17 protein-coding genes and 1 riboswitch are annotated in these 14,318 nt (G+C 42.3%); of the genes, 12 read left to right on the top strand and 5 right to left on the bottom strand.

Annotated elements, in window-relative coordinates; translation table 11 throughout:
• Nucleotides 1–38: 38 nt before the first annotated feature.
• Nucleotides 39–749, bottom strand: a complete 711-nt coding sequence (locus E2491_RS05600) for a GntR family transcriptional regulator (RefSeq protein ID WP_134373801.1) — start codon at nt 747–749, stop codon at nt 39–41.
• 150 nt (nt 750–899) lie between these two features.
• On the opposite strand from E2491_RS05600, the gene E2491_RS05595 reads away from it, so the two are divergent.
• Together E2491_RS05595 and E2491_RS05590 are read left to right on the top strand one after the other, a co-directional pair.
• The gene (locus E2491_RS05595) at nt 900–2,252 is read left to right on the top strand and encodes a 6-phospho-alpha-glucosidase (protein WP_134373799.1); all 1,353 of its coding nucleotides are present in this window, start codon (nt 900–902) and stop codon (nt 2,250–2,252) included.
• A gap of 75 nt (nt 2,253–2,327) precedes the next feature.
• Entirely contained in the window at nt 2,328–3,872 is a 1,545-nt protein-coding gene (locus E2491_RS05590) for a PTS transporter subunit EIIC (protein WP_244093893.1), read from the top strand.
• 53 nt (nt 3,873–3,925) lie between these two features.
• On the opposite strand, the gene zupT is transcribed toward E2491_RS05590, so the two are convergent.
• Nucleotides 3,926–4,789: a zinc transporter ZupT gene (gene zupT / locus E2491_RS05585; RefSeq protein WP_134373797.1), complete on the bottom strand. Its 864-nt coding sequence runs from the start codon at nt 4,787–4,789 to the stop codon at nt 3,926–3,928.
• A gap of 250 nt (nt 4,790–5,039) precedes the next feature.
• Here zupT and E2491_RS05580 point away from each other — a divergent pair, with 250 nt between their 5' ends.
• The 5 genes from E2491_RS05580 to E2491_RS05560 all read left to right on the top strand — a co-directional run bounded on the left by E2491_RS05580 (nt 5,040) and on the right by E2491_RS05560 (nt 8,264).
• The gene (locus tag E2491_RS05580; protein WP_134373795.1) at nt 5,040–5,435 is read left to right on the top strand and encodes a hypothetical protein; all 396 of its coding nucleotides are present in this window, start codon (nt 5,040–5,042) and stop codon (nt 5,433–5,435) included.
• Between the two features lie 96 nt (nt 5,436–5,531).
• A riboswitch (guanidine-I (ykkC/yxkD leader) is annotated at nt 5,532–5,637 on the top strand.
• 61 nt (nt 5,638–5,698) lie between these two features.
• Nucleotides 5,699–6,034 (top strand): DMT family transporter, encoded by a 336-nt coding sequence (locus tag E2491_RS05575; RefSeq protein ID WP_134373793.1) that lies wholly within the window; start codon nt 5,699–5,701, stop codon nt 6,032–6,034.
• Nucleotides 6,034–6,348, top strand: a complete 315-nt coding sequence (locus E2491_RS05570; RefSeq protein ID WP_134373791.1) for a DMT family transporter — start codon at nt 6,034–6,036, stop codon at nt 6,346–6,348. Before E2491_RS05575 ends, E2491_RS05570 begins: the two co-directional genes overlap by 1 nt.
• Nucleotides 6,349–6,475: 127 nt before the next feature.
• On the top strand, nt 6,476–7,111 hold the full coding sequence (locus E2491_RS05565) for a DUF1349 domain-containing protein (RefSeq protein ID WP_134373789.1): 636 nt from the start codon (nt 6,476–6,478) through the stop codon (nt 7,109–7,111).
• 112 nt (nt 7,112–7,223) lie between these two features.
• On the top strand, nt 7,224–8,264 hold the full coding sequence (locus tag E2491_RS05560) for an SDR family oxidoreductase (RefSeq protein WP_134373787.1): 1,041 nt from the start codon (nt 7,224–7,226) through the stop codon (nt 8,262–8,264).
• 28 nt (nt 8,265–8,292) lie between these two features.
• Here E2491_RS05560 and E2491_RS05555 read toward each other — a convergent pair whose 3' ends face one another.
• Nucleotides 8,293–8,799, bottom strand: a complete 507-nt coding sequence (locus E2491_RS05555; protein ID WP_134373785.1) for a GNAT family N-acetyltransferase — start codon at nt 8,797–8,799, stop codon at nt 8,293–8,295.
• 72 nt (nt 8,800–8,871) lie between these two features.
• Between E2491_RS05555 and E2491_RS05550 the strand changes: the two genes are divergently transcribed.
• The 3 genes from E2491_RS05550 (at nt 8,872) to E2491_RS05540 (ending at nt 11,424) form a co-directional block, all read left to right on the top strand.
• On the top strand, nt 8,872–9,552 hold the full coding sequence (locus E2491_RS05550) for an MBL fold metallo-hydrolase (protein ID WP_134373783.1): 681 nt from the start codon (nt 8,872–8,874) through the stop codon (nt 9,550–9,552).
• A gap of 150 nt (nt 9,553–9,702) precedes the next feature.
• On the top strand, nt 9,703–10,209 hold the full coding sequence (locus E2491_RS05545; protein ID WP_134373781.1) for a hypothetical protein: 507 nt from the start codon (nt 9,703–9,705) through the stop codon (nt 10,207–10,209).
• Nucleotides 10,210–10,287: 78 nt separating this feature from the next.
• Nucleotides 10,288–11,424, top strand: coding sequence for a YbfB/YjiJ family MFS transporter (locus E2491_RS05540; protein WP_134373779.1), 1,137 nt, complete (start codon nt 10,288–10,290; stop codon nt 11,422–11,424).
• 42 nt (nt 11,425–11,466) lie between these two features.
• Here the strand turns inward: E2491_RS05540 and E2491_RS05535 are convergent, their stop codons facing one another.
• Nucleotides 11,467–12,573 carry an endonuclease gene (locus E2491_RS05535; RefSeq protein ID WP_134373777.1) on the bottom strand — a complete coding sequence of 369 codons (1,107 nt, stop codon included), beginning with the start codon at nt 12,571–12,573 and terminating at the stop codon, nt 11,467–11,469.
• 226 nt (nt 12,574–12,799) lie between these two features.
• Between E2491_RS05535 and E2491_RS05530 the strand changes: the two genes are divergently transcribed.
• On the top strand, nt 12,800–13,492 hold the full coding sequence (locus E2491_RS05530; RefSeq protein ID WP_134373775.1) for a nucleotidyltransferase domain-containing protein: 693 nt from the start codon (nt 12,800–12,802) through the stop codon (nt 13,490–13,492).
• 49 nt (nt 13,493–13,541) lie between these two features.
• On the opposite strand, the gene E2491_RS05525 is transcribed toward E2491_RS05530, so the two are convergent.
• Nucleotides 13,542–13,640, bottom strand: coding sequence for a YjcZ family sporulation protein (locus tag E2491_RS05525; protein WP_134373773.1), 99 nt, complete (start codon nt 13,638–13,640; stop codon nt 13,542–13,544).
• 100 nt (nt 13,641–13,740) lie between these two features.
• Between E2491_RS05525 and E2491_RS05520 the strand changes: the two genes are divergently transcribed.
• Entirely contained in the window at nt 13,741–14,247 is a 507-nt protein-coding gene (locus tag E2491_RS05520) for a hypothetical protein (RefSeq protein WP_134373771.1), read from the top strand.
• The last annotated feature ends 71 nt before the right edge of the window (nt 14,248–14,318 follow it).

Below are 14,318 nucleotides of genomic sequence, written 5' to 3'. Positions count from 1 at the left end.
TGGCTTTTAATTAGGCATTAAAATATTTATACCCTGCTTTAAGGTCTGGAAGCTCGTAACGTAAATTTATATTCTTCACTTCTGAAGTGGTTCTCACTGTATTCAAAAACAGTACCATTCTGGAAAAGGCTGTATGATTGAATCTTTAATATTGGTTTGTCTCTGGTGATCTTTAATGCTTCTGCGATCTCCTCATCTGGCAGGATGGGGATTACTTCCTGAAAACTTTCTTTAATTTTTGTTCCAACCTCTTTTTCAATGTAGTCATACTTAGAACCGGTCATAATTTGATACGACAAATTAGGAAATAGTGAAACAGGGAGATAAGTATCTTCCAGTACATATGGAATATCGTCAACCAGGCGCTGTCTGCGAATATAAAATACCTGATCATCCTCTCCAAGTCTGAGCATTCGCCTCACATGGTCATCCGGTTGTATTAGTTGAAAGTAAAGAACTTTATTAACAGGCTCTTTATCCAGTCTTCTCATTTCCTCAGTAAAACTGACGAGCTCAAAAATATTATGTTCAATCTTTTGTTCTTTTACGTAGGTCCCGCTACCCTGTATTTTTTCGAGCAAGCCTTCATCTACCAGTTGTTTAATTGCCTGTCTAACGGTAACGCGTGAGGCTTTATACAATTCGGATAAATGCAGCTCCGTAGGAATTGCTTCTCCTTCGTTCCATTTCCCGCTGCTGATTTCTTCTTTAATTTGTTGTGCAATCTGCTTGTAAAGTGGAGCTCCCATTTCCTTGCCTCCTCCTTCTTTCTATAGACCTATTATATCGAAACAAGCACATAAATTCGATACAAAATGTTGACGCTGTCAAAAATTTATCTTATATTTGTATCAAATTAATTTTAATACAAATAAGATACCTATTGGAGGCTGGTTTAGATGAAAAAGCAAAATTTAGTCGTAATCGGTGGAGGTAGCACTTATACGATCGGTATGGTCATGAGTCTGGTTGCAGAAAAAGAGCAATTTCCACTTCGCTCTATCACCTTTTATGACACGAATGCTGTGCGCCAGGAAAAAATAGCGAAGGCTAGTGAAATCATCCTGCGTGAGAAATATCCTGAACTTGAAGAGTTTCGCTATACAACAGATAAGAAGACCGCTCTAACAGATGCTGATTTTGTATTCGTTCAAATCCGCACGGGTGGCCTGGCAATGCGTGAAAAGGATGAGCAAATCCCGCTTAAGTATGGAGCGGTTGGCCAGGAGACTTGCGGACCGGGTGGCATGGCTTATGGGCTGCGTTCCATTAAAGATATGATTCAGCTGGTTCATGACATCCGCCATTATTCACCTGATGCTTGGATTTTAAATTATACAAATCCTGCAGCGATTGTAGCTGAGGCACTTAGAAGAGAATTCCCGGAAGACCGAAAACTGCTGAACATTTGTGATATGCCGGCTGCGATCATGGTCAGCTATGCAGGCATTCTGGGTAAAGATGTGTTTGATCTTGTACCTGAGTATTTCGGGTTAAACCATTTCGGATGGTTTACAAAAGTGCTGGATAAAGATGGACATGATCATACAGAAACGATTAAACGGGCGATAACTGAAGATGGTTTCATACCTGAAGACGCTGAAATTGCCAACGATCCTTCATGGATTAAAACATTTAAACAAGTAGAACAAATGCTGTCAGATTTTCCGGAATATCTCCCTAATACGTATCTTCAGTATTACTTGTATCCTTCACAAATGGTTGAAAAAGAAGATGTGGATAACACACGCGCCAGACAGGTAATCAATGGACGTGAAAAGCGTGTTCATGAGCTGGCTGATCAAATCATCGCTGACGATACAACGGCTCATGCAGAGCTGGAAGTAGATATTCACGGGCGGTATATGATTCGTGTAGCTGCCTCTATGGCCTATAACAATGGAGATATCTTTATTGTAATGGTTGAAAACAATGGGACGATCGCAAATTTACCTGATGATGCCATGGTGGAAGTGCCGGCTATGATCACAAACAGAGGACCAAAACCTTTCTCTGTAGGACATATCGATACATTTTATAAGGGGATGATTGAGGGTCAATTAGCATATGAAAAGCTTGTGGTAGATGCATACTTTGAAAATAGTTATGAGAAAGCACTTCAGGCACTCACTTTGAATCGGACAGTCGTGGATGCACCACGGGCGCGTAAAATTCTTGATGACATGATTGAAGCCAATAAAGATTACTGGCCGGAGCTTTATCACAGCAGACGACTTACTGTGAATGCCTGATAAACAGAACCCGGGCACGTATTGCCTGGGTTCCTTATAAAAACAAAAAGTAAGCGGTTACGAGGAGGAGAAACAGTGAAAAACATATTTGGAAGCCTGCAGAAATTCGGAAAATCTCTTATGGTTCCTGTTGCGCTTCTGCCAGCTGCCGGTATTCTTTTGGGGCTCGGCGCGGCATTAACGGGTCCACTCGCAGATTCCTTAACATTTCTGCAGAATGATACTGTCCAGACAATAGGGAATGGAATGTCTGAGATCGGGATTAGCATCTTTAACAACCTGGCTGTTATTTTTGCCATTGGTGTCGCGATCGGTCTCACGGGAGGGTCGGGAATTGCTGCGCTTGCAGCTTTGCTTGGTTACGTAATTATGAACCAGACGTTATCCTTTGCTCTTGGAATTACACCGGAAATGGTTGAAGAGAGCGGAGAATATGGGATGGCTGTCGGAATACCGACTCTCGAAACAGGGGTTCTTGGCGGAATAGTGGTAGGCCTGCTTGCTGTTTGGGTTTACCGTAAATTTCATGAGTTTGATCCGCCAGAAGTACTTGGTTTTTTTGCTGGCGATCGTTCAGTAGGGATTGTTATGGTATTTGCTTCAATTCTGTTGGCTTTTGTCATGATGATGGTATGGCCACCTATTCAGGGTGGAATCAATGCCATTGCCAATGTGATCGCAAATGGTGTAACGAATCCTTTATACATCGGTCTGTATGGATTTCTTGAGCGTGCATTAATTCCAACAGGTCTGCACCATATCTGGTACGCGCCATTTCTCTGGACTTCCCTTGGAGGTACAGCGGAAGTGGCAGGAAATACTGTATCAGGAGATCAGTATATTTTCCTTGCTCAGATTGCTGCCGGTGTCGATGTAACGGCGGGAAGATTCATGGCCGGGAAGTTCCCGATCATTATGTTCGGTCTGCTTGGCGCAGCCCTTGCGATGTACCGTCGTGCCGATAAAAAGAATCAGCCTGTCGTAAAAGGGATGCTGATTGCAGCAGCAGGTACGGCGTTTTTAACAGGAATCACCGAACCAATCGAATTCACTTTCCTGTTCGTTGCACCACTGCTATTCCTATTTCATGCCTTACTTGCTGGTATCTCCTTTGCAGTTATGTATATGCTTGATGTACACCTCGGATGGGCAGGCGGCTCAGGTTTAATTGATTTTATTCTGGTAAATGCTCTGCCGGGTACTGAGAACTGGTGGGTAAATCTGATTGCTGGTGCGATTTTCTTCGTAATTTACTACTATTCATTCTCCTTTGCGATCAAAAAGTGGGATCTTGCTACACCGGGTCGTGGTGGGCAGGAGAATAAACTGTATACACGAAAAGATTTTAATGAGAAGAAAAAAGGTTCCAAGTCTTCACAGTCAAAAGAAACTGCAGCAGCCATTATGGAAGCACTTGGAGGCGAAGAAAACCTGAAACATGTAGATGCCTGCTTTACACGGTTAAGAGTAGAAGTAGAAGCGGTAGATAAAATCGATGAGGACCAGCTTAAATCGCTTGGAGCAGCTGGTGTAGTAAAAGTGGGTCAAAACATTCAGGCAATCTTCGGAGGTCGTTCAGATTTATATAAAAACGAAATTAATCGCCTGTTAAAGCAATAACAGTTGTACTTTAAACTAAAACGAGCCGGCAAATCAATGCCGGCTCGTTTCTTTTACATTAACATAACCAAACTTGTTGCCATCACAATCATACCGGCAACCATTCCGTACATTCCGTGGTGCGCCTTTCCGTATTCACGTGCAGCTGGAAGGAGGCCGTCGAGTGAAATAAAGACCATGATGCCTCCAACTGCGGCAAAAACAAGTCCGAGAATCGTATCATTTAAAAACGGCATTAAGATCAAGAACCCAATCAGTGCGCCGGCAGGCTCTGCAAGACCTGACAGGAACGACAACTTGAATGCCTTCCTTTTAGATCCGGTTGCATAATAGATTGGAACTGATACCGCGATTCCCTCTGGAATATTGTGCAGTGCCACAGCTATCGCAATCGCCAGGCCAATTGCCGGGTCATCCATCGCTGATATAAAGGTTGCCAATCCTTCAGGGAAATTGTGAATGGCAATGGCGAGCGCCATAAAGACACCCATTTTTTTCAGTCTGTTCGTTGCTTTGTGAGAAAGACCTGTTTTTTGAACATCCGCGTTTGCTACAGCCGATTCTGCTGCCGCGCTCCCAGTCGCAGACCCCGTTTCAACATACTTACTTTCATGTGGATTTCCCGCCGTAGGAATGAGCTTATCGATCAGCCCGATCAATAGCATTCCGGCAAAAAAAGCAATGACTGTATAAAGTGTTCCGGATTGCTCTCCATGAACAGCGACGAGCTCATCCAGTGCTTTTGGGAAAATCTCAACAAAGGAGACATAAATCATCACCCCAGCTGAAAATCCGAGTGCTACAGATAAAAAGGCTGTATTGGTCCGCTTGGCAAACAGGGCGAGCAGACTTCCGACCCCGGTAGCTAATCCGGCAAAAAGCGTTAATAGAAAAGCATATAAAATCGCATTATCCATGGTCATTCTCCTTTAGATTAAAATAATTATAATGATAATATATCATATTTTTTACCTAAGGCAACTTTTTTGTTTGCATGTAATAAACATGTTTAGATTAAACACTTGTGCCTCAAGAAAAATATCCGTGCAAACAAGATATTCAACCAGTAGAAAAAGGGTTCATGTCAAAGTCAGATGATTTGTTTGTTCTGTTTGGATTATAATGGAATTGTTATGGAGGGAAGAAAGTAGTTTGGAGGTTGGTTTTGTGAAAGAGTCCGAAAGAGAAATGTTTCAGCAAAAGAAGAAGTCGTTACGGATCGTCGTGTTTTTGTTGCTCATAAACATGAGTATGTTTGCCATTTATCCTGTACCTATTTCCGATTGGTTATATCTTTTCACGACAATACTTGTTCTTAGTATTGTAATTTGGTTATTAAGTATGATTTACACCGAAAAAGAAGGTGGCATGGTGTTTATTCTTAGTTTGTCAGGTACCTTGACCGGTTTTGTAGGAAGACTGTTACTTGAATGGGGTGAGGTAAGCGTGACTCACCATATGAACATCTGGAATGTTGGATTATATGTCATAGGGATTCCGATTATGATTTTGGTATTGCAGCAGGTGATTAACAGGGTTTTGATCAGGAAGGAAATAGTATAAACAGGGGACGGAGCGGGTGTTCCTTTTTGCGAAAAAGAACACCCGCTCCGTCCCCAGCTTGAAAATGCCGTGAGATTTGTTATAATGCTAAATAATATATATGCTTTCTAGGGTTCCGCAGCGCTCGCTGGTCTGGTCCGAGAGAAGGCTCACGAAAGCGTAAGCTGCATTCGTGCCACGGAGGGACAAAAGCCCGGGAGATCACTGACAAACAGGATCTCCCGGGCTTTTTTATTTTGAATATAAGAAAGGATGAATAGAAAGTGACATGGATTAAAGTGTTAATTGCTGCGGTTTTTGAGGTGTGCTGGGTCATTGGCCTGAAGCATGCAGAGGGTTTATGGGAATGGAGCGGAACGCTTATAGCTATTGCGATCAGCTTCTATTTACTGATCAATGCAAGTAAGGATCTGCCTGTTGGTACGGTGTATGCAGTATTCGTCGGACTTGGGACAGCCGGAACAGTGGTCGTTGATATTTTACTATTTAACGAGCCGTTCCAATGGTTAAAAGTAGGGCTGATTGGGGTTTTATTAATTGGGGTAATCGGTTTGAAATTAGTTTCAGACGGTCATGAATCAGAAGGGAGCAGGGCATAATGGCTTGGATTTATTTAATATTAGCAGGATTATTTGAAATGACAGGTGTCCTGATGATGAACAAATTAAATCAGGAAAAAACGATCCGTGCCTTTCTGTATCTTGCAGGCGCATTTGCAGCAAGCTTTCTTTTACTTGCTGAAGCCATGAAGACATTGCCGATGGGAACTGCCTATGCGATTTGGACAGGTATCGGTGCATCAGGCGGAGCGATACTTGGTATGATTTTTTATGGTGAACCGAAGGAAGTAAAACGAATCTTTTTTATTGCCTTAATCCTGGCAGCTGCAGTTGGATTGAAGCTTGTTTCCTGATTAAAGGGGACGGAGCGGGTGTTCCTTTTTTGAAAAAAGAACGCCCGCTCCGTCCCCGCTTCAAACTCGCCAAATACACTCCATTTGATTAAAATAAAAAAAATAAAACAAAGTTGGAGGAATCGTCATGGCAGAAGTTTTGTTAAATGAGCAGTTTGATCGGTCAGAGCTTCATTGTGATTTGAAATGGGAGAATGAACCGGCTGAGTGGAAGGTTGATCAGGAAAAGGGTCAGCTTGAGTTTAAGACGGATGAAAATACGGATTATTGGCAGCGGACTCATTACGGTTTTCAGGCGGATAACGGACATTTTTTAGCTTTTGAGACCAATGAAAACTTCCGTATGACAACTAAGGTAAGAGCAGTGCCGCAGTCAAAATATGACCAGGCTGGATTAATGCTTCGTTTTTCAGAGGATGTCTGGTTGAAAACATCACTTGAATACATCCCTGATGGTCAAAGCAAGCTCGGGGCAGTCGTGACGAACAGGGGCTTTTCTGACTGGTCAACGCAGTTTGTAGATATTGAAAAAGTAGAACTTTATTTCAGGCTATCCCGAATTGGGCTAAACGCATATGCCGACTTTTCCTGGGACGGTGAGACATGGAATCAGATCAGGATTGCTCATTTGGATTTGCCGGAAGGTGCTGCATTAAAGGCTGGCCTTTACGCGTGCAGTCCTCAGGGTAAAGACCAGCTTGTTCAATTTGACTATTTAAAGATTGAGAAGCTGTCGGATGATCCATCTGAGGCGTATTTATAAGCGAGAGGAACCGGTTTGCCTTCGAAGTTGAAGCAGCCGGTTCTTTTTTGAGGAGAGCTTCCGTCAACCTTTTGTTATACTGTGTTTATACAAGATTTCAAAGGAGTTTGCCATGAACATCATGATCACAGGTGCCACTGGTTTTGTAGGCACAAAGCTAATGCATTCATTACTTGAAAAGGGGCATAACCTTTTTCCGGTTGTTCGGAATGAGAAGAAACTAAGTGATTTTTTAACAGGGCTTGAGAAAGAAAAGAAAGACCGGATTCGTCCGGTTTTTGGAGATATCACACAGCCAATGTTCGGGCTGTCTGAAGAAGAAGTAAGTGAACTGAATAGCAAAGTGGATATTCTTTATCATACAGCAGCTTATTTGTCGTTTGATCCGGATGACCGGGAAAAAACGTTTTTTGTTAATGTTGAAGGAACTAGGCATGCGCTTGATGTTGCCAAGAAGCTTGCGATTCCGCGTTTCTATCATGTCAGCACTGCCTATACTGCAGGACTTGAAAATGAAGCAGATGAAAAATTGCATGCTAAAAACCGTGAATTCGTCAATGATTATGAAGAAAGTAAAAATCATGCCGAACACCTCGTAATGGACAAGAAAGACGAACTGAAGGTCAGCATTTTCCGTCCGGCTATTATTGTAGGCGATTCTGAAACGGGGGAAGCAAATACAACGTTTGCTTTATATGGTTTATTAAAAGCAGTTGCTCTATTGAAGAAATTAATCCGCCGTGGCCGAGTGAATGCGTCAGACACGATTCGCCTGTTCAGTGATCCGGGGGCATCGAATAATGTCGTGCCGGTCAATCACGTGGTTGATGTCCTGACAGCGGGAGCAACGCATGCTAAAGAAGGAAACATTTATCACATTTCTAACAATGAAGCGCCTGAAAATAAGAAGGTCATCGAGTGGATCAAGGAGAAGAGTGGTGTTTGGAACCTTGATATCACAGGTGACCAGGATGCGCTGTCAGACAAGGATGAAGTGATTAACGCACCGATGAGCGTCTTTCACACCTATCTTTCCAGAACAGTGATTTTTCATAATCAAAATACAAAACAGCTGCTGAAAGATGCCGGTTATCCGCCTTTTAAGCTGACCGATGATCAGTACAGGATGATGATTGGGAAATACTTCGAATAAAAAAACAGAGTCCTTAAGGGCTCTGTTTTTATAAAGTGGTGAAAAGGGTTAATTCCTCTTTATCTCCGGGAATGATGAGCGTACCGGATTCAACCATGCCAAGCTTCTTGAGCAGTGCCGCTGATCCGTAATTATCTTTTGTTGTGAAAGCAACGATTTTAGAAAGGTGAAGTTTATCCTGAGCGTAGTCCAGCACACCTTTAGCGGCTTCAAAGCCGTAGCCCTTACCCTGATGCTCCTTTGTAAATGCAAAGCCAAGATCGAAATCATCCAGATAGTCACGTTTGATAAGTCCGCATAAACCGAGAGGCTTTCCGGTTTGTTTTAATGAAACAAGACATAATCCGACGCCATATTCCTTATACATGGCTGCAGGCCCGTTCTGGATATATTGTACGGCATCTTCGGCTGACTTTATTTGACGGTCTCCGATGAATTGAATCCATGTCGGATCATTTAACAGCGTGAAGATGAAAGGAGCGTCCTGTGGAGTCAGCTTTCTGATGACCAGCCTTTCAGTTGAGAGCGTCTGCATATAGAGTAAACCCCTTTTTCAATCATTGTACCGTGAACGATTTATTTTGACGAGAAATGAGGAAGATATGATATGAAAATTGAGCAGTTAACGTTAGCATATGAATTTAATGGGCAGCTTCAGAAGGTTTATCCATCACTAATTCAATCGGAGAACGAACTGGTATTAGTCGATTGTGGATATGCAGGTATGCAGGAGGCGCTGGAGCAGGAAATCAATCAAAAAGGATACGATGCAATTCAGCTGACGACTATTTTCATCACACATCATGATGATGATCACATGGGGGCACTTGCAGAATGGATATCTAAGTATCCTCATATTAAAGTGGCTGCTGGTAAAGGTGAGAAGGATTATATTTCAGGGGATAGAAAATCATTAAGGCTGATACAGGCAGAAGAAATGCTCGAAAAGCTTCCTGAAGAGGAGAAGTCCTTTGGTGAATGGTTTATTGCTCAACAAAAAGCCGTTCAGCCTGTTAAAGTTGACCTCATTTTTAATGAAGGAGAGACCTTTGCCGGGTGTGACATTATCCATACGCCTGGCCATATGCCTGGTCATACTTCGTTATATAACAAAGAATTAAATCTTGTTATTACCGGAGATGCCGCGGTAGTGGAAGATAACAGGTTAGTCATTGCGAATCCCCAATTTACTTTAGACAGAGCAGAAGCAGAACGATCATTAAATAAACTGCTCAGCCTGCCGGCGACAACGTACCTTTGCTATCATGGCGGAACTTATAAAAGATGAGTCCTTTGTTAGTGAATATGTGCCGGTCTTCCTGTAAAGGAGCTCTGAAGTCTGCTTAAAAAGAAGGATTATGTTCAAAATAACCAGCATTTAATAGCGAATCCTGAATCCTGCTGTTAAACTGACTCAAAAACAGCTGAGAGGATTTTTATGAGACTAAGAAAAAAGAGAGTGGCGGGTGCTTTATTCATTATTTGCTTTTTATTTATTCAATTTATGTATCCTTATTCCGTTTTCAGTATGAATAAAGAAGTTTCTGTTAAGACGGAAAACGAGGAGATTGAGGAGTTTACAGAAGATCTGACGGAGGTTAAAAACCAGGCAGATACAGATTATAAGGCTCAGATTGTGAAAGCGCTTGAGAAAAAATGGATTACAGAAAAAGAGACAACGATTACCCGGGATCATCTTGAAGATCTGAGAAATGAAATTGTCCGGGTACGGGAACAGCTTCACCAGGAGTCAGCGATGATCGTTGAACAAAATGCTGCAGAAACTCAGCTTATTGCTTTTATGCAGGAGGATTTTCTTGTGTATGAGGCTGAATTGAATGAACTGCTGGACCAGCCCTGGAAAACAAGGGGAGAATTGAAGGACAGACTGACAAAGCTTCAGCAGAATTTGCACACATCAGTGAGAAAGCTGAAAAATTTGTAGGAGCGGGACGGAGCGGGTGTTCATTTTTTTGAACACCCGCTCCGTCTCATTGCGTTATGATAGGGCTGGGGGGTGCTTATGAAAACAACACGTGATCTATGGTATTTGACAGCAGCCGGTTTTGTTATTCTGGCCATTATTATGGGGGTTGGCCGATTTGTCTACACGCCTGTTTTACCTTATATGGAACAGGAGGGGTTAAGCAGTTTACAGGCAGGTCTGCTTGCAACCATCAATTATGGCGGTTATTTTGCAGGAGCTTTATGGGCAAGAAATCTTAACAAAAAGATGAATCTGATTTATGTAGTGGTTTGTGTCAACATTTTAACCACTATTTTGATGGGCGTAATAGATGGTCTAATAATGTGGTATGTTTTGAGAGCTGTATCAGGGATATCAAGCGGGGCGGGTTTTGTGCTTGTTTCAAGTCTTATTTTGACGAAGCTGAGTAACCAGTCATCATTTATGCCTGCATTTTTGTATGGCGGTGTCGGATTCGGCATTTTTTTATCCGGAACATTAACAGTGCCGGTCTATTCTGTGTGGAATGCTTCAGACAGTGTCTGGATCGTTTCAGGACTCATCTGTCTTTTCATTTTTCTGATGATCGTGCCTTTTATCAGGGACAGTCAGGATAAGGCCATTGTTTCAAAGGTTTATGAAAAGCAAAGAACAGGCCTCAAGAAAGTGTCCTCTTTACATATTGCTTATTTTTGCGAGGGATTCGGTTATATCATCTACGCCACCTTCATCATTTCCATTTTGCAAAATACAGCCTCTTTTCATTGGGAAACACCTTATGTATGGGGAGTTGTCGGGATTGCCTGTATTCCTTCCTGCCTGTTCTGGCTGATGATCCAGCAAAAAGCAGGGCAGATGGCTGCGCTGAGATGGGCATTTGTGATGCAAATCATAGGTGTGATGATACCCTTATTTTTTGAACACATTCTCTGGATCATCATCAGTGCATTCTTCTTCGGTTGGACCTTCATGGGCATTACCATGCTGACCATGACAGCAACACGTACCCGATTTCCGCACAATGCACAGCAAATAATCGGCAGTCTGACCGCTCTATACGGGGTTGGACAAATTGCAGGACCCCTTGCAGCAGGAATTTTACTATCTGAGCAGCAATATGATCTGGCTTTTGTGATGTCTGGCGTAGTATTAATCATTGGATGGATCAGTTTGATAAGGGGACGGAGCGGGTGATCCATTTTGGAAAAATGAACACCCGCTCCGTCCCCCTGTTTCTTACCAGATTGCTTCTACATACTCCGGATTATCAATAAACGGGTTACGGTTCCCTTGATAGTCAGAGAAGATTGTTTCGTTACGGTTACGCTCGAAGGCATCAACCGGATCCTGCTCGTGCCATTGTTTCAACGTTGAAAGTTTACCAAGGTATGGACCTGCGACGTTGACGGAGTCGAGAACTTCGAGGTCTACTTCACCGGCATCTCCTTCGTAGCGAACAGCCATGTAAAATACCATTCTGGCAATATCCCCTTTCACTTCATCGCGCGGCTCCCATGAATCTGAATCATAGAATGTGTCCGGTGCTTCAGGATGAATTCTTCCTCCGTTGTCAAAATCGAGGTTTTGACGTGAAGAGTTGACAGTTACATCCGTTGGGCGCAAAGCATGGAGATCCGTTCCTGTTCCCATTGTAGTGCCGAAATCACCTTTTGATTGTGGCCAAACGTGCTCGCGGTTCCACTGGTCAACCAGTCCCCCGTTTTCAAATTTAGATATAGATTTACCTGTGTATAAAAGAATCACGTTGTTACGGTTTGCAGGATCTTCGTCTGTATTGCGAAGCGCATCCCACGCGTTGGCATAAGAAATTTCAGTATGGTCATCAATAATATTATGTAGTGCCTGTTTTAATGCTGCACCAGTTAGTCCTTCAGCATCTGCGTAATAGCCGCTTCCAGTACCAGGATCCGGAGATGGTTCACCTGCTGCAGAACGGGTGATAGATGTGACAAATTCAATTCCTTCATGTGCAAAATAGTCATCACGTGTACCGTTTACCTGAATGTAGTCTCCCATATTGGAAGGATTACTCATCAATCCAAACTCACTGCGATATTGAGAATCCAGCTTGACGAAAATCATATCTGCTTTCTGTGTTTCATTTGGATCGTCAGCTAACGCCAGGGCGAAATCACTGGTAAATCCGGATTGCTGAACGGTTGAAGTGGAAACAGGAACCCCCACAATGTATCCTCCAACTGATACATCTGTTCCGTTTGCTTTCGTCATGGCATCCTGAACGCTTAACAAGGTCGCAGCTGAAACGATTGGACCTCCGATCAAAAGCACAAGACTGAGTACAAGCAAGAGAGCTTTTTTCATTCGATGTACAACTCCTTAGATGTTTTAGATTGCCAGCAGGCACTGACATTCTTCACCATCTTAAGCGAAATACCTTCTAAAAAAAGTGAATTTACAAATAAATAATAAAATACTAATGTGTTATTTACTTTTATTTCAAATCGATTTTCTGATACAAGCCCTGTTCTATCCTTTTGGGATCCTGCATAAAATATGTGTGATGCTGAAATAGAGAGGGGATTCGTCATTGGAGACACAAGTACTGTCCATTGCTGAAAAATATGTAGAGACGTATTTTCCTGACTGTGAAGTGGCTTTATTATCCGGAAGCTTTGCCAGAGGAGACCAGACCGCTTCCTCAGATCTTGATCTCTTCATTCTGGATCCGAAACAATCATACAGGAAATCCGCTTTTTTTGAAGGGAAGCCGGTAGAGGTTTTTGTGTATTCAAGTGAATCTCTACCTTATACGTTTTATATAGAAAAACAGCAGGGAATTCCGTTAATCATCAGAATGTGTTCAGAAGGGATCATTCTTCGCGGTGGAACAACGGCACAAAATCTGATTGATAAAGGAAAGCAGCTGCTGATGGAAGGACCGGACGAACTTCCTTCCTACAGGGTTGATGAATTGCGATACGTGATTTCAGATATGCTGACAGATCTTGAAGCATCATCACATCGTATGGAAAATGATTTTACGGTCTGTTCACTGATTGAAGTGCTTCACTTTTTTATCCTGAGAATGAATCGTTGCTGGACTGGAGAAGGAAAGTGGGTCTACCGTTCACTTAAAGCTTTTGATCCTGCACTCTGTGAATCTTTAAACACCTGTTTGAATGACTACTTTAAAATACAAAATAAAAACAGTCTGATTCAATTTATTGATCAGCAGCTCGCTCCTTACGGAGGCAGGTTGTTTGATGGATATTCAGGATAACAAAAGGTCAACCATCCGGATCTATACCGGATGATTGACCTTTTTGTTTTTACTTGAAATAGGCTGCTCCAACAATAATCAACAGAATAAACAAAACAACGATCAACGCAAAGCCGCCGCCGTACCCATATCCATGTCCGTAGCTCACTGATATCACCACCTTTATAACAGGATATGTTCAGTGAGTGATTTTGGCAGGGCGGATTTGATTTGATATAATTGGAAAAAGAGACGTGGGAGGGAATGCGATGAAGGCTGTCATATTAGCAGGGATTGTTTGTGTTTACTTGTATGTAGTCGTTGAACTGACAGGATTGGTTGGGGAATGGTTGTTTTACTTTATCAATATTATTTTTATTCTATCCATCATTCTGGCAATGAGGAACATCAGACAGCGTCATGTTGTTGAGCAGCTCTTGTTTTCTTCTGGCCTGGTCGCGCTTTTATACACTTTGTATGTGGATTTTGTACCTGGAATTATATTAACCTTTGTCATTATGTTTTCACACTTTTTATATTGCGTTACATTATACGCTTTTAAGGATCCTGAAGAAGAAATAGTGAGTCCGAAAGAAGAGAAGGCAAAGCGCTGGCTGATGAAAAATCTTCTGTGGATCGGATTGATATTATCTATAACAGGAGCTGTCCTATTCTATTACCTGAATTCAATCCTGTTACTTGCATTTGGCATCATTACTTTGTACTGGGGGATCAGAGGGGAAATTGAAAAGAGAAAAACGTTAATGGGTGGATAAATAATCACGAAAATATACAATTCATTTGGGAAATATGCTACATTGGCGTAATACCTATTTTTATAGGTCAC

Origin of the sequence: Jeotgalibacillus sp. R-1-5s-1, from assembly GCF_004405105.1 — a bacterium.
GTDB lineage: Bacteria > Bacillota > Bacilli > Bacillales > Jeotgalibacillaceae > Jeotgalibacillus.
Note: the sequence above shows the minus strand (reverse complement) of the source record. Positions and strands in the feature narration are given on the sequence as shown.

Excerpts from the sequence above, each read along its gene's own strand:
- E2491_RS05565 (WP_134373789.1), top strand. The coding sequence starts at position 6,476 with ATGGCAGAAGTTTTGTTAAATGAGCAGTTTGATCGGTCAGAGCTTCAT.
- E2491_RS05560 (WP_134373787.1), top strand. The coding sequence starts at position 7,224 with ATGAACATCATGATCACAGGTGCCACTGGTTTTGTAGGCACAAAGCTA.
- E2491_RS05595 (WP_134373799.1), top strand. The coding sequence starts at position 900 with ATGAAAAAGCAAAATTTAGTCGTAATCGGTGGAGGTAGCACTTATACG.
- E2491_RS05570 (WP_134373791.1), top strand. The coding sequence starts at position 6,034 with ATGGCTTGGATTTATTTAATATTAGCAGGATTATTTGAAATGACAGGT.
- zupT (WP_134373797.1), bottom strand. The coding sequence starts at position 4,789 with ATGGATAATGCGATTTTATATGCTTTTCTATTAACGCTTTTTGCCGGA.
- E2491_RS05540 (WP_134373779.1), top strand. The coding sequence starts at position 10,288 with ATGAAAACAACACGTGATCTATGGTATTTGACAGCAGCCGGTTTTGTT.
- E2491_RS05550 (WP_134373783.1), top strand. The coding sequence starts at position 8,872 with ATGAAAATTGAGCAGTTAACGTTAGCATATGAATTTAATGGGCAGCTT.
- E2491_RS05600 (WP_134373801.1), bottom strand. The coding sequence starts at position 749 with ATGGGAGCTCCACTTTACAAGCAGATTGCACAACAAATTAAAGAAGAA.
- E2491_RS05520 (WP_134373771.1), top strand. The coding sequence starts at position 13,741 with ATGAAGGCTGTCATATTAGCAGGGATTGTTTGTGTTTACTTGTATGTA.
- E2491_RS05555 (WP_134373785.1), bottom strand. The coding sequence starts at position 8,799 with ATGCAGACGCTCTCAACTGAAAGGCTGGTCATCAGAAAGCTGACTCCA.
- E2491_RS05535 (WP_134373777.1), bottom strand. The coding sequence starts at position 12,573 with ATGAAAAAAGCTCTCTTGCTTGTACTCAGTCTTGTGCTTTTGATCGGA.
- E2491_RS05545 (WP_134373781.1), top strand. The coding sequence starts at position 9,703 with ATGAGACTAAGAAAAAAGAGAGTGGCGGGTGCTTTATTCATTATTTGC.